At 40.3% G+C, this 15,423-nt stretch carries 13 protein-coding genes and 1 tRNA gene; 9 read left to right on the plus strand and 5 right to left on the minus strand.

What is annotated here, in order from left to right:
• The first annotated feature begins 10 nt into the window (after positions 1-10).
• Entirely contained in the window at positions 11-2,410 is a 2,400-nt protein-coding gene (hypD, locus tag LO761_RS07950; RefSeq protein ID WP_272817757.1) for a trans-4-hydroxy-L-proline dehydratase, read from the plus strand.
• Between the two features lie 5 nt (positions 2,411-2,415).
• The gene (locus LO761_RS07955) at positions 2,416-3,324 is read left to right on the plus strand and encodes a glycyl-radical enzyme activating protein (RefSeq protein ID WP_272817758.1); all 909 of its coding nucleotides are present in this window, start codon (positions 2,416-2,418) and stop codon (positions 3,322-3,324) included.
• Between the two features lie 82 nt (positions 3,325-3,406).
• Here the strand turns inward: LO761_RS07955 and LO761_RS07960 are convergent, their stop codons facing one another.
• Both LO761_RS07960 and LO761_RS07965 read right to left on the minus strand, forming a co-directional pair.
• The gene (locus tag LO761_RS07960; RefSeq protein WP_272817759.1) at positions 3,407-3,529 is read right to left on the minus strand and encodes a hypothetical protein; all 123 of its coding nucleotides are present in this window, start codon (positions 3,527-3,529) and stop codon (positions 3,407-3,409) included.
• A 172-nt stretch (positions 3,530-3,701) separates the two neighbouring features.
• A complete protein-coding gene (locus LO761_RS07965) occupies positions 3,702-3,824 on the minus strand; it encodes a hypothetical protein (RefSeq protein ID WP_272817760.1) in 123 nt (40 codons plus the stop codon).
• A 51-nt stretch (positions 3,825-3,875) separates the two neighbouring features.
• On the opposite strand from LO761_RS07965, the gene LO761_RS07970 reads away from it, so the two are divergent.
• Positions 3,876-4,109 (plus strand): hypothetical protein, encoded by a 234-nt coding sequence (locus LO761_RS07970; protein ID WP_272817761.1) that lies wholly within the window; start codon positions 3,876-3,878, stop codon positions 4,107-4,109.
• A gap of 57 nt (positions 4,110-4,166) precedes the next feature.
• On the opposite strand, the gene LO761_RS07975 is transcribed toward LO761_RS07970, so the two are convergent.
• From LO761_RS07975 to LO761_RS07985, 3 genes are all read right to left on the minus strand, one after another.
• Positions 4,167-4,239 (minus strand) — tRNA-Lys (locus LO761_RS07975).
• A 202-nt stretch (positions 4,240-4,441) separates the two neighbouring features.
• Entirely contained in the window at positions 4,442-5,575 is a 1,134-nt protein-coding gene (locus LO761_RS07980) for an AI-2E family transporter (RefSeq protein ID WP_272817791.1), read from the minus strand.
• Positions 5,576-5,607: 32 nt separating this feature from the next.
• On the minus strand, positions 5,608-6,219 hold the full coding sequence (locus LO761_RS07985; RefSeq protein ID WP_272817762.1) for a thymidine kinase: 612 nt from the start codon (positions 6,217-6,219) through the stop codon (positions 5,608-5,610).
• A 189-nt stretch (positions 6,220-6,408) separates the two neighbouring features.
• Here LO761_RS07985 and rsmI point away from each other — a divergent pair, with 189 nt between their 5' ends.
• The 6 genes from rsmI (at position 6,409) to LO761_RS08015 (ending at position 15,400) form a co-directional block, all read left to right on the plus strand.
• Positions 6,409-7,089 (plus strand): 16S rRNA (cytidine(1402)-2'-O)-methyltransferase, encoded by a 681-nt coding sequence (gene rsmI, locus LO761_RS07990; RefSeq protein WP_272817763.1) that lies wholly within the window; start codon positions 6,409-6,411, stop codon positions 7,087-7,089.
• 23 nt (positions 7,090-7,112) lie between these two features.
• A complete protein-coding gene (locus LO761_RS07995) occupies positions 7,113-7,955 on the plus strand; it encodes a Cbp1 family collagen-binding glycoprotein adhesin (protein ID WP_272817764.1) in 843 nt (280 codons plus the stop codon).
• 5 nt (positions 7,956-7,960) lie between these two features.
• A complete protein-coding gene (locus LO761_RS08000) occupies positions 7,961-8,647 on the plus strand; it encodes a YjjG family noncanonical pyrimidine nucleotidase (RefSeq protein ID WP_272817765.1) in 687 nt (228 codons plus the stop codon).
• Positions 8,648-9,588: 941 nt separating this feature from the next.
• The gene (locus tag LO761_RS08005) at positions 9,589-12,801 is read left to right on the plus strand and encodes a SusC/RagA family TonB-linked outer membrane protein (protein ID WP_272817766.1); all 3,213 of its coding nucleotides are present in this window, start codon (positions 9,589-9,591) and stop codon (positions 12,799-12,801) included.
• 17 nt (positions 12,802-12,818) lie between these two features.
• Positions 12,819-14,504 (plus strand): RagB/SusD family nutrient uptake outer membrane protein, encoded by a 1,686-nt coding sequence (locus LO761_RS08010; protein ID WP_272817767.1) that lies wholly within the window; start codon positions 12,819-12,821, stop codon positions 14,502-14,504.
• Positions 14,505-14,545: 41 nt separating this feature from the next.
• Positions 14,546-15,400, plus strand: coding sequence for a hypothetical protein (locus tag LO761_RS08015; RefSeq protein ID WP_272817768.1), 855 nt, complete (start codon positions 14,546-14,548; stop codon positions 15,398-15,400).
• The last annotated feature ends 23 nt before the right edge of the window (positions 15,401-15,423 follow it).

The raw sequence follows: 15,423 nt of genomic DNA on the forward strand, positions 1-15,423 counted from the left end.
ACGTGGAATTATGAATTTTCCAATTAAACATCCGGAAAATGACGGGGGTATGAACGATAGAATCAAACGTCTGCATCAACAGAGTTTGGATACCCCTGCTACTCTGACCATTGAGCGTGCGCTCATTGAGACTGAGTTTTACAAGAAATACTATGGCACCATGCCTATTGCCGAACTTCGTGCAAGAAACTTTTACGAAATCTGCAAAAAGAAGACCATTTATATAGGAGATGACGAACTGATTGTTGGTGAACGTGGACCGGTTCCTAAAGCTGTTCCTACTTTTCCCGAGCTGACTTGTCACTCTGTGGAGGATCTTCATGTTTTGAACGATCGTGATTTGCAGAGCTATAAAATCAGTCAGGAAGATATAGATACATACGAAAAGGTTGTCATTCCTTATTGGGCCGGTAAAACTCAACGTGAACGTATCTTCAATCATGTATCTGAAGCTTGGAAAGACGCGTATGAAGCCGGTGTATTCACAGAATTCATGGAACAACGTGCTGCCGGTCATACGGCAATGGATGGTAAAATGTATCATGAAGGCTTGCTGGATATAAAGGAGCATATTGCTCGTAAACTTTCAGAACTTGATTTTATCAATGACCCGGAAGCTACGGATAAGCAGATGGAGTTGAAAGCTATGGACATCAGTTGCGATGCTGCTATTCTGTTTGCAGAGCGACATGCTAAGTTGGCAGAAGAAATGGCAGCAAAGGAGACTCGTCCACAGCGTAAGGCTGAATTGTTGAAGATTGCAGAAGTATGTCATTGGGTTCCCGCTCATGCTCCACGTGATTATTGGGAGGCTATTCAAATGTATTGGTTCGTCCATCTGGGTACTGTTACCGAGTTGAATGGTTGGGATAGTATGAATCCGGGGCATATCGATCAGCATCTTTATCCTTTCTACCGAAAAGGTCTGAAAGAGGGCACGCTGACATACGACAAGGCAAAGGAATTGCTTTCTTGTTTATGGATTAAGTTTAATAATCAACCGGCCCCTCCAAAGGTAGGTATTACAGCACGTGAGTCGGGTACATATAATGATTTTACTAATATCAATCTTGGAGGTATGGATCCGGATGGAAATCCGGTGGCCAATGATATTTCATACATGGCTCTTGAGGTGCAAGAAGAACTTCATGAATTGCAGCCGGGTTTAAATATTCAGTTAACAAAGGATACTCCTGATGAATTCGTGTTAGAAGGTATTCGTGTCATTCGTGAGGGCAACGGCTATCCTTCCATCTTTAATGCCGATCAGATAGTCAGTGAATTACTCCGTGCAGGAAAAACTCCACAGGATGCTCGAGAAGGAGGATGTTCGGGATGTATTGAGGTAGGCGCACTTGGAAAAGAAGCATATCTTTTGACCGGTTATCTGAATACTCCGAAGATTCTGGAGATAACGCTACATAATGGTACCGATCCGGAGACAGGAAAGAAGATTGGTTTGGAGACAGGCGATCCTCGTACATTTAAGACTTATGATGAACTTTATAACGCTTGGCATGCACAGATGGTGTATTTCGTTAATATGAAACTGGGCGTTAATAACTATATTGAACGTATGTTCTCTCTTTATGCACCTGCGACATTTTTGAGCTTGTTCATAGATGATTGTGTAGAGAAGGGCAAGGACTATTATAGTGGTGGTGCTCGTTATAACACACAGTATATTCAGTGTACAGGTTTGGGAACAATAACCGACTGCCTATGCTCATTGAAGAAGCACGTGTTTGAAGACCATAGGTATACGATGGATGAGATTATTAAGGCATGTGATACGAACTTTGAAGAAAATGAGAAGATGCGTCAATATATCCGTAATCATACTCCTTTCTTTGGAAATGACGATGAGTATGCCGATACCATTGCCGTTAAAGTATATGATGACTTGGTAGAAGCTATTGATGGTCATCCCAATACTCGTGGTGGCAAAACTCATTTAAATATGTTGAGTACCACCTGCCATAACTACTTTGGTCAGGTTTGTGGCGCTACACCCAATGGTCGTTTTGCTCACTTCGCTATTAGTGATGGTACTTCTCCGTCACATGGCGCAGATACCCACGGGCCTACTGCCGTTATTAAGTCTTTAGGAAAATTGGATCAGTCGAAGAGTGGCGGTACATTATTGAACATTCGTTTTATTCCGGCTTTATTAAAAAGAGAGCAGGATATGAAAAAGCTGAGTAGTCTGATTCGTACTTATTTCAAATTTGGCGGCCATCATGTTCAATTCAATATTGTTGATACCGCGACATTGCTTGACGCACAAAAGCATCCGGAAGATTATAAGGATTTGTTAGTACGTGTAGCCGGTTACTCTGACTATTTCAATGACATGACTTCTCAGCTTCAGAACGAAATTATCGCCCGTACTCAGAACGAAGAATTGTAATTGATATGGCTTTAATTTTTGATATTAAGCGATATGCTATCAATGATGGTCCTGGAATCAGGACCACCATTTTTATTAAAGGTTGTCCGTTACATTGCATTTGGTGCCATAATCCGGAAAGTTGGAGCAGCAAACGACAGAAGATTTATAAGAAAACGAAATGTATAGGTTGCAAGAGTTGTGTGGATGTCTGCCCTATGCATGCCATTGAACTTACTCCGAATGGTATTATGCCGATAGAAGGTAAATGTATCAGTTGTGGCATGTGTACCGATGTATGTCCTACAACTGCCTTAGAGATGTGCGGCAAAGAGTGGAAGATGGAAGATTTGATGAAAGAAATTGAGAAAGAACGTGACATAATGCAAGATAGTCATGGAGGTGTAACCCTTTGTGGTGGAGAACCATTGACACATCCCGACTATGCTCTTGAGATTCTAAAAGAATTGGGAAAACGCGGATTTCATAGGACAGTTGATACAACTCTTTATACAACGCCGAAAGTAGTACAGAAGGTAATGGAAAACTGTGAACTCTTTCTGGTAGATTTGAAGTCAATGGATTCTTCAAAGCATAAGTTTTTCACCGGTGTTCCTAATGAACAAATCTTGAATAATATTACGCTATTGGCTGAGATGGGTGGAGACTTTTTTATTCGTATTCCTTTAATAAAAGGAGTGAACTCAGACAAAAAGAATATAAAGGAATCGGCTGAATTCCTATCAAGTATTTCTTGGAAACGTAAAGAAGTAAACCTGTTGCCTTATCATGATATAGGAAAGGAAAAGCATACTCGAATGTGGAATCTCTATAATCCGGAGGGTTATGAGATGTCTACTCCTACAGAAGCGGAACAACAGCATTGTATCGATATCTTTGCAAGATATGGAATTAAAGCGACTGTTGGTGGATAGTTAAAATTGAATTGTTTCGCTAAGAAAGGAGGTGGGTCAGATTGATACATCTCCTTTTTTCTTCTTCCGGTACTGTTGAAGTTTATTCCCTGTAGACGTAGTCGTCATCTATCGGCAGGTCGAACACACTCACTGCCTTTTCAAGAATTCCCGTCTTAGCCTTCACCTTTTTCTTTATCATATCAAAAAACTCCTTTTCGTTCACAATTTTCAACTAAAGATTTGTTTTTAAATAATTAAAGGCATATCTTTGTTACAGAGGGAGGGCCATAAAAGACGCGATAATTTCAAGTCGGCAACCTCGTAGAAAGGAGGTGGGTCAGATTGATACATCTCCTTTTTTCTTCTTCCGGTACTATTGAGGTTTCTCTATACTTCTATTCCCTGTAGACGTAGTCGGCATCTTTCGGCAGGTCGAACACACTCACTGCCTTTTCAAGATTTTCCATCTTAGCTTTCATCTTTTTCTTTATCATATCAAAAAAATCCTTTTCGTTCATATTTTTGCATTTTAATTTACTATTATCCAATTATTAATTTATCTTTACGACATGGAAACAATTTTTGATCATAACGTAACTGATGAAGAACTTACTCGCTTCAGTGGCAGAGAATCCTTTGAATGGTGCAAGGAACATAACATTGACCTTTTCGAGAATCCTGATGATGCCAACTATGCGATAGGCTTGTTGTATTCCGGTCGTGGTGATAAGGAGAAGGCTAATTATTATTGGTCGAAAATCAAGGATAAGGACGTTCTTGGAGCCCTTGTTCAAGATTTTTAAGGTATCTTTCAAAACAAAAAAGGGGATTCGCGAAGAATCTCCTTTTTACCATTTCTGTGATCCGCTTGGGGCTCGAACCCAAGACCCCAACATTAAAAGTGTTGTGCTCTACCTGCTGAGCTAGCGAATCTCCTTATTGCTTTCAACTTCTTGGAAAGCGGTGCAAAGGTAGTGCTTTCTATTGTATCCTGCAAATAATAATCCTACTTTTTTTAAATTTATTTTTAAAATGTCACTTATAGAACTTTATAGTGCATGTTTTTACTTCCATAAGTTTTACGAAATGAATGTAGAGAGCCATACCTGATAGTATTAAATAATTATTTTCAATTTTAATTACCTGTTTCTTTCGTTATGTCTTTCGTTTCTTCTTGCTCTTCTGTATCTACCGTACCATTCTCTTTTATGACATACCTTTTATAATACGAGATAATGAGACTGGTCAGAGGGAGTGCCAAAATCATTCCGACGATACCCATTAGGGAGCCCCAGATGGAGAGAGAAAGTAAGATGATGGCAGGATTCATTCCCATGGCCTTGCCCATTACTTTCGGTGTGATGATCATGTCTTGAATGACTTGCACTACGCAAAATACTATAATGGCAAGAAACAAAATCCACCAAAAGTTCTGACCGGTTGCAGCAGCTTTCAGTAAGGCCAGAATGACCGTTGGAACCAAAGCGATGAGCTGCAGATACGGAACCATATTCAATATTCCAATGAACAAGCCAAAACCAATAGCCAGCGGAAAGTCAATGATGAGAAATCCAATGGCGAATAGAATGCCGACGCAGGTTGCTATCAGAGCTTGTCCGCGGAAGTAACGATTCATACCATCCTTTACATCACAGAATATCTGATAAGTGATGTTACGTTGCTTCTTAGGAATATATTTCACCCAACCGTTCGAAAGCGTTTCATAGTCAATAAGGATAAAGAACATATATAGCAAAACAATGAAAGAAGCAAAAATACTAATTAAGACACTCATGCTGCCTGCTAAGAAGTTCCATATCTGCGGAACTCCTTCCTTAATTATATTGCTTATGTTTTCAAAGTTGAGGGCTTCCTGCACTTTCTTCATATCAACATATTCGTTGATAAAGTTCTGCACCAAATCAGGAATGTTAGCATGTTTAGTGCCTTCTATAAAATACGCGCTTATCAGATCTTTCACTTTTCCGATGTCTTCAAGCAATGGAGGTATCACTCCCCAGATAATCAGTGTAATAATTCCTAAGAACAGAAGAATGACCGCTATAATGGAAAGTACTCTGCTGCGAAAATGCAATTTATATTGGAAGAACTTGACAAACGGATAAAGTATATAGGCTATAAGCCATGCCACAAAGAACGGAAGCAGTACACTACTCAATCTATTGATAAGGAGCAATACACATATTACCACAAAGGCTCCCAGCACCATGCGGATAAATGAGTCGAATGTAATTTTTTTCTGCATTATTTATATCAATTAACCTGTAACCTGTCGGGATATCAGTCTTCGGCAGTATTCTCGTTTGCTTCTTCAGCTAATGCTTTCCGATAGCAAGAACGGCAGAGCGGTTCGTATTTGTCCTGCTCACCCAACAGAACCCGCTTGTCACTTTTTGAAAGTCGGTGAGATACATAAGCCAGATGGCCGCATTTAACACAGATAGCATGTACTTTCGTCACTTCGTCAGCAATAGCGCAGAGTGCAGGTATCGGACCAAACGGAATTCCTTTATAATCCATATCCAAACCGGCAACTATTACACGTATTCCACTGTCGGCTAATTTGTTGCAGACTTCTATCAGCCCATTGTCAAGGAACTGGGCTTCGTCTATTCCTACCACATCCTTGTCCGATGAAAGGAGCAGAATGCTGCCCGACGACTCAATTGGAGTGGACGCAATAATATTCGCGTCGTGCGATACTACATCATCATTGGAATAACGCGTATCAATGCTTGGTTTGAATATCTCGACATTCTGCCGAGCGAACTTAGCGCGTTTCATACGTCGGATTAGTTCTTCGGTTTTCCCGGAGAACATAGAGCCACATATAACTTCTATACGACCTCTGTGGCGAATTTCATCTATTTGATCTTCTGAATACTCAGACATATTTTCGCTTTTCTTATAGGGCTGTAAAGATACAGAATTCTGAATTAATTATCCGAAAAAACATCCTTGATTTTACTAATAAAACACTATTACCCCTATTATTTGTACAACTTCTGTTAAAAGATAGGGTCATTTATAATTAACATAATTAAAACCCACTATCTTTGTACCAAATTTGATAGAGAAACTATGGGTATGCTTTATGTAGTGCCTACTCCGGTAGGAAATTTGGAAGATATGACTTTTCGGGCTGTTCGAGTGCTGAAGGAGGCAAATCTGATATTAGCCGAAGATACCCGCACTTCAAGTGTCCTGCTGAAGCATTACAACATAAAGAATGCCTTACTCTCTCATCATAAGTTTAATGAACACCAAACGGTAGACAGTATTGTAGGTCGGCTGAAGGCCGGTGAAACAGTAGCTTTGATTTCCGACGCCGGTACGCCGGGTATATCCGACCCGGGATTTCTGTTGGTAAGGGAATGCGTTCGGAATGAAATAGAAGTTAAATGTCTGCCGGGAGCTACTGCATTCGTTCCGGCTTTGATAGCATCGGGATTACCCGATGACCGTTTCTGCTTCGAAGGGTTCCTTCCGCAGAAGAAAGGACGCCAGACCCGATTGAATGAACTGAAAGACGAGGAAAGAACGATGATTTTTTATGAGTCGCCTTTTCGGATCCTTAAAACATTGACGCAATTTGCCGAAGTATTCGGACCTGACCGTAAGGTTTCGGTATGTCGCGAAATATCGAAAATACACGAGGAGAGTGTCAGGGGAACATTAACCGAAGTAATTGCTCATTTTAATCAGAACGAACCGAGAGGCGAATTTGTCATTGTCCTCGGTGGTAAAAAAGAAGAAAAGTAAAGAAATTAAATTTTAGGTGTAAGATGAAAAAGATTTTATTATTGTCATTTATGACCTTAGCGCTGTTTAGTTGTAACAATGGCGCAAAACAAGAAGCGATGAAAGCTCAGAATGATTCTTTGATGGTTCAATTGGCTAACAGAAATGCTGAGTTGGACGACATCATGGGTGCTTTTAACGAAGTTCAGGAAGGTTTCCGCGAGATTAACGAAGCAGAGAACCGTGTTGATCTGTCAAGCGCAGGAGCCGAGAACAATCCTGATAAAATTAAAGAGAATATTCGTTTTATCAGTGAGAAATTGAAAGCTAATCGTGAGCAGATAGTAGAATTGCAAAAGAAATTGCAAGGAAGTACTTATCAGTCAGCCCAGCTGAAGAAAGCCATCTCTAACCTGACAAAGGAATTGGAGTCGAAAGAACAGCAAATTCAAGACTTGCAGGCAGAGTTGGCCAATAAGAACATCCGCATCACCGAATTGGATGATGCTGTTGCCATGTTGAACGAGGATGTAACTAATCTGAAAGCCGATAATAAAGAGAAAGAGGCTACCGTAGCAAGTCAGGATAAGGCTTTGAATGCAGCGTGGTTTGTATTTGGAACAAAGAGTGAGCTGAAGGAACAAAAGATTTTAGTGGACGGTGACGTACTGAAGAATAAAGACTTCAACAAGGATTATTTCACTCAAATTGATATCCGTACGGATAAGGCTATCAAGTTGTATTCAAAGAACGCTACTTTGCTGACTACCCATCCGGCCGGTTCGTACAGTCTGGATAAAGATGACAAGGGGCAATTGACTTTGAATATTATCAAGCCAAGCGATTTCTGGAGTGTATCTCGCTATTTGGTAATAAAAGTTAAATAAGGTACGTGTATAAAAGCGTATTCATTGATCTGGATAATACCGTTTGGGCGTTCGATGAGAACTCCCGTGACACCTTTGTGGAGATGTATGAGAAGTATCATTTCAATCGATACTTTGATTCTTTCGATCAGTTCTTTCAAATTTACAGTGAGAAGAACGTACAACTTTGGGTAGACTACGGGGCAGGTCGTATAACAAAGGATGAGCTTAACGGAATTCGTTATGCTTATCCTTTTCGTGTTGTTGGAGCATACGATGAGGCGTTGGTTGACAGATACACCAAAGACTATATGTCGCGCGTCGCATTAAAGGAAAAGCTGATGCCTCATACCGTCGAAGCGCTCGACTATTTATATAATAGGTATAATCTGTATGTTTTGTCGAACGGTTTTCGTGAGTTGCAAGTACAAAAATTGCGTTCGAGCGGAGTGGAAAAGTATTTTAAAAAGGTGATACTTTCCGAAGACATCGGCGTTCATAAGCCGGGCTCTCAGATTTATAACTTCGCGCTTTCGGCTACTCAATCGGAGCTTCGAACTTCTATCATGATAGGCGATGCTTGGAATACTGACATTCAAGGTGCTATTAATGTTGGGATGGATTATATTTTCTTTAATTTGCAAAACAATGTTCCACCGGTTAAACCGATGCATGAAATTCATGATTGGAATGAGATAAAAAACCTTCTCTGATACTATCTGCTATCTATCTTAACGTGAGTTCGACGAATTCAAAATAATGTAAGCCGCGTATCTCCGCAGCTTCTTAAACAGACACGCAAATCTTTGAAGAAATCAATGGTACACGGCTACTACCCCGATACGTAGGAACAAAGAAAGTGGCCATATATGTTGCCGTATTCATCAAAAGAATTTTTCGTTTCACAGATGTGATACATTCGTTTCACTGATGTGATACACTTGTTTCACTGATGTGAGTCACTTGTTTCACCTATGTGAAACAAGTAGATTATGCGTATGAGTTGAGTGATTCATACGGTTCTTTTTTACTAATCTCTTTATGACAATTTTAAAGAACCTGATAAAAAGAGAAAAACATCGTTTTAAACATACTATAAGGTCGTATCCATCTTTGTAGATTTCTACATAGGCATCCTGTTATTTCATCGAATTCACGTTATCTTATATAGAAAAACATATCAAGTGGTTTGATAATTTCCGAATTTTATGGCCGTCACTTTTTCTGTTCATACGTATGAGTTGGCGAAATGACGCTGATGAGTTGGCCAACTTGTTTAAGAAGAATTTTGTGCTTGCCGGCATCTTTTATTTAAATCCTTTTACAGTGTGCCATATCTCAATTGCATAACCTTCCATATTCTTCTTAACGCGGTGTAAATTTTCCTTATCTGCTTCGAATCTTTAAAGTTCATTTCATTAATAAATCTTTAATCAAATTCTTTTTTTAAACAATATTTTATGTTATGTAGCATATTATACGGTTAATAAATGCTGCATAAACTCCTGTTTTTTCTTCCAAAATGTTCAATTTAGCTATTAATTGCTTAAAAAAGAACGATAAAAAGATTGCTTTTAGAAAAATTATTTTTAAATTTGCAAATCAAAATGGAGCAAAATATTTTAATTTAAAGTTAAACTTTAAGAGAATTTTTATGAAAAGAAAAGTAGTGATGTTTTTAACCTACCTATTTATAGGTATAGGTTTGGCGTCCGCACAAGTCAGGACTGTACATGGTAATGTCTCCTCGGCTGAAGACGGATTGCCAGTTGTAGGTGCTTCTGTTGTGGTTGACGGTACAACATTAGGAACAGTTACCGATATTGATGGTAATTTCAGTATTTCGAATGTTCCAAGTTCTGCTAAGACATTGACTGTTTCATACATTGGTATGAAATCTCAAACACTTGCCATCAAATCAAATTTGAAGGTTTCACTGGAACCGGACACAGAACAGTTGGATGAAGTTATGGTTGTTGCTTTCGGTACTGCAAAGAAATCCGCGTTTACCGGATCTGCTGCTGTTGTTGGTAAGGAAGATATCGCAAAGCACGTTACAACCAATGTGGCCAATACGTTGGCAGGTTCCGTTCCCGGTTTGCAGATTCGTGGTACATCAGGTCAGCCAGGTTCCGATTCCGGTAAATTTAAAATTCGTGGTATTGCCTCTTTGTATGCAGGTGAGGATCCGTTAGTGATTGTTGATGGCGCTCCTTATACTGCTTCACTTTCAAACATTAACCCTGACGATATTGAGTCGGTATCTGTATTGAAAGATGCAGCCTCTGCTGCTTTGTATGGTGCCCGTGGCGCTGCCGGTGTTATACTTATTACTACTAAGAAAGGTAATAACCACGATGCTCAAGTTACACTCAATGCTAAGTGGGGTGTTAACTCTCGCGCCGTTCAGGATTATGATACAATTGATGATCCTGCAGAGTACTATGAAGCTTACTATGCTCAGGTATACAACAATTATTTCTATGGTCAGGGTATGAGTGCCGCTGCCGCTAACGTTGCTGCTAATAAGAAGACTTTGAGTGATTTGGTTTATCAGGCATATACAGTTCCTGAAGGTCAGTATTTGATTGGCATGAATGGTAAGATTAATCCTGCCGCTACATTAGGTTATCAGTATACGGGCGCTAATGGTACTACTTACTATGTTACTCCTGATAATTGGAAAGATTTGGCTTATAAAACAGCCTTACGTCAGGAATACGATGTTAGTATTAACGGTGGATCCGATCGTTCTTCTTTCTATGCCAGCGCAGGTTATTTGAATGAGGATGGAATCATCGAGTTTTCCGGTTACGAGCGTTTTAATGCTCGTGTTCGTGCAGAATTGCAGGCAAAGAACTGGCTGAAGATCGGCGCGAATGTGAACTTTGTTCACTCTAACCAAGATTCTAACCCTAATTTGAGTGGTTCAAGTTTAAATTCAACCAATATTTTGTACTATACTTCGAATATTGCTCCTATTTATCCTGCGTACATCCGTACAGTGCAGAATGGAGTTGTCGGTATCGCAACCGATATGAATGGCAATCCGTCATACGATTATGGTGTTCCTGCCACTAACTATTACGGTTTGTCCCGTCCGTTCCTGTCGACAGGTAACCCGTTGGGATCTAATACCTATAATAAGGTAACATCGAAAGGAAATCAGTTAAACGGTTCTTTCAACGCAGATATTACTATTATGCCGTGGTTGAAGGCAGCTATTCAGAGTACAGCTATCTTAGGGCAAAGTAATTTTTCTGATTATGAGAACCCGTTCTTCGGGCCGAAAGTGGTGACTAACGGTGAAATTCAGAAGTCGTCATCGACAACTTTCAGAACGAACCATGTGCAGACATTGACTTTCCTGAAAGATTTCGGAGAGCATAACGTGAAGGTATTGCTTGGTCATGAGTATTATAAAACTCGTACCAAGTACTTGTGGGCAAAAGCAACCGGAGGTTTTTCACCGGCTATCAAGGAAATCAACGGATTTGCAACTAAGTCTGATTCCGAATCATACACTAATAAATATAATGTTGAAGGTTACTTCGGCAATGTAGAATATAACTTCGCGGAAAAGTATTTCGCATCTGCTTCTTATCGTCGTGACGCTACTTCACGGTTTGCTAAGGATCATCGCTGGGGATCATTCTGGTCGGTAGGCGGCGCATGGATGTTGACAAAAGAGGCCTTTATGAAGAATCTTACTTGGGTTGATATGTTGAAATTGAAAGTTTCTATTGGTCAGCAGGGTAACGATAATATCGGAAATTGGGCATATACCGACATGTATTCTCTTTCTAAGGGCAGTGATACTTCCATATCTCCTTCTTTCTTCCGTGTAGGTAATCAGGATATTACTTGGGAAACAACAACCAACTTGAATGTTGGCTTGGAATTCAATTTGTTTAAGAACAGATTGAACGGTACTGTTGATTTCTATAACAAAAAGACAACCGATTTGCTGTTCTGGCTGTCAATTCCGGAATCAGCCGGTTCACGTGGTTACTATGGTAATATCGGAGATATCCGCAATCGGGGTGTCGAACTCACTTTAACAGGTGTTTTGGTTAGGACAAAAGATATAGATTGGTCGGTAAGCGGCAATATTGCTCACAACAGTACCAAGATTTTGAAGTTACCTGAAGCAAAGATTACAGAGAATGGCGGTTTCACAGAGACGAATTTGTGGTATGAAGAAGGCGGTCCGCTTTACAATGCGTTCCGTGCCAAATATGCAGGTGTGAATGAGCAGGGCGAGGCTACCTATTGGGTTGATAATTCTTTGAATGGCGCTACCAATAAGCCCGGTAAAAACTATGACACAGTAACCACCAACCCTAACAAAGCTTCTAAATACGCGTTAGGTTCATTGCTTCCAAAGGCTTATGGAGGTTTTGGTACTTCATTCCGTTGGAAAGGTATTGACGCTTCCCTTCAGTTCGATTATCAGCTTGGCGGTAAGATTTATGATAGACGTTACTCCGGTTTAATGTCTCCATGTGAAACTTCTAACAATGCGGGTTCCGCGTTCCATAAAGATATTTTAAAATCTTGGTCACCGAATAATGCCAGCAGTAATATTCCACGTTGGCAGTTTGGCGATCAGTATACAGCAGCTGCCTCCGACCGTTGGTTGACGAGCGCAAGTTACTTGAACTTCCAATCGTTTACCATAGGTTATACATTACCTAAGCTTACAAAAGAGATCTCTAAGATTCGTATCTATGCAGCCGGTGAAAACCTCTGCTTCTGGAGTGCTCGTAAGGGCTTGGATCCACGTTATTCATACTCAACAACTGAAACTATCAATCAGTACTCTCCGGTGCGTACTATTTCGGGTGGTATTCAGTTGACATTCTAAAGAAAGGAGATAATTATATGAAAAAGATAATTTCAATGTTATTCGCTGTTGTAATCGCAGGCTCGCTTACAACAAGCTGTATTGAAGAATACGATCCGGAAGGTTATAAAACCGATAGGGGATATATTCTTGCTACAAACGATCAAGCAGCAAAAGCTCCCGGATCTTTTAACAATTTTGTGAACACTATTACTTCAACCCTTTGCGGTCAGTTCACTTATGGTGGAAGCAGCCATTATCCTTACGATTTCGGTTATCCTTCATTTTTCCTTATGAGGGATGTGATGGGTAATGATATTGTCGCTCATGGAAACAATAACTGGTATTCCACATGGTATGCATGCGGTACCGGACTTGGCCCCCAGTATGCCAGGTGTCAGATTCCTTGGACTTATTATTATGCTTGGATTAAGAGTTGCAACACCGTTCTTGCATTAGCCGGCGAGAATCCTGATGAAGAAAAGATGGCAGGTGCAGGTATCGCGCATGCCATGCGTGCCATGTTCTATATGGATTTGGCCCGTATGTTTGCTCAAAAGACTTATGCAGCCGATAAGAGCGCAGAAACTGTTCCATTGGTAACCGAAACTACTGCTCTTACAGATTTGCCAAACAATCCTCGTGCCACTAACGAAGTAATGTGGGCGTTCATTCTTTCCGATTTGGATAAGGCTGAAACAGAATTGGCTAATTACAAACGATTAGATGTTTATACTCCTGATATAACAGTAGTATATGGTTTGAAAGCTCGTGCATATCTGACAATGGAAGATTGGGCTAACGCTCAGAAATATGCAAAGATGGCTCAAAACGGTTATTCTTTGTTGACAGACGCTCAGTATAACGATCGAAAGAAAGGTTTCAACTCACCCAATGAATCTTGGATGTTCGCTTGTTCGTTCAAATCAGATAATCCTAATATTTTAGAGAATGACGCAGACTCTTCTTGGGGATCTATTATGATTTCCGAGGTGGCAGCTTCCGGTTGCGGTTACTCTGCAAACTATGGTCAGAATATGTTGATCGACCGTCACTTATATGAGACCATCCCTGCAACAGACTTCCGTAAGAAAGCATTTATCGATTTTAATATTGACAGTATGGACGAGAAAGGGCAGATTGCGGCTTTGGCTGATTATACCGATGATGCTAAGGGTATGTATAATACCGGTCAGGGCGCTTCTCCAAAGGGCGTAGGCGGTATCACGGTTAAGTTCCGTCCTAATGGGGGTGAGCATGTCAATCAAGCTCTTGCTTTTACCGTTGCCGTTCCTTTGATGCGTGTTGAAGAAATGTATCTGATTGAAGCTGAGGCTGCAGGTATGCAGAGTGAGTCGGCAGGTGTAGCTTTATTGACCACATTTGCGCAGACTCGTGACGCGAAATATGAATATGGTACTCACGGAGCAGAAGCTTATTACAACAATTCAACTTCTAAATTCCAGAACGAAGTTTGGTGGCAACGTCGTGTTGAGCTTTGGGGCGAAGGTTTTGCCACATTCGATATCAAACGTTTGCAGAAAGGAATTATCCGTAATTATAATGGTACATATCATTTGGAATCAAATCGTTGGAATATACAGAGTGTTCCGGAGTGGATGAACTTGTGTATTATTCAAACAGAGACTAACTACAATACGGCTTGTACGAATAACCCGACTCCTGTCAAGCCGACCGGTGATTCCGATGAGTATGTATGGTAATTTACAGAACATTAAAAAGAAAAAAGAATATGAACAAATATATGAACAGATTACTCATAGTGTTGCTCGCTGTATTCACTATGAATGCTTGTACAGACGAAGAAGGCACCAATCCGGGCGGGGATGGGAGTCCAAGTGTTATTCTCTATCAGTATGATGCTGAAAGTCCTAATGATCCTGATACGGACTCTGCTTTGAGAATTGCCGTTAATAATAAAACCGCGGATGTTTATTATTTCGCGGAGCCTACTTCGAGTGTTTCAGGTCATGGGGCTACGACAGAAGCTTATGCCGACTATGTAGTAGCCAATGGAACAAAGGCTGCAACGACAGCTGATGAGAACAATGGCGGTTATTACGCAGATGTTGTTGTTACCAATATGAAAGGTGATTATACTATTTCCGCTGTCGCTGTAAGCGGCAACGAGAAAGCTATACAGCAGAAAACTTTCTTCGGAAAGACATGGGTTGATGTTTCGACCGGTACTTATTACTTCAGTGGAAATATGCAAAAAAGATTGGGTGTTGATAAATCTGTTCCAACTACTCTTCAGTCTTTGGAATCAGATCCTAACCAGTATCGTTTTAAAAATCTTTATGGCGCAGGTTATTCTTTAATCTTGACCAAGACCGATGTTACCGGTGCTGACGATAATGACGCATTGCAGTTCTTCCGTGTAGCTGATCAGGCATTGCCGTTCTCTTCTGCCAAATATGGTACTATAAGTGTACGTGATCTTGGCTACTGGCAAAATGACGATAGCTTTGCGTACGATCCGGGTTATGGCGTGTTTATGTATACTGACAAATTAAAAGGTAATTTTGTATTAAATTTGCAGTTGCATGTAACAGCCGGTAGTTTTGGCTTTGATACTGATCAATATGTTCCGAATTGATGGAATAATCAATAATATACTAA

Origin of the sequence: Phocaeicola oris, from assembly GCF_021295095.1 — a bacterium.
Lineage (GTDB): Bacteria > Bacteroidota > Bacteroidia > Bacteroidales > Bacteroidaceae > Phocaeicola > Phocaeicola oris.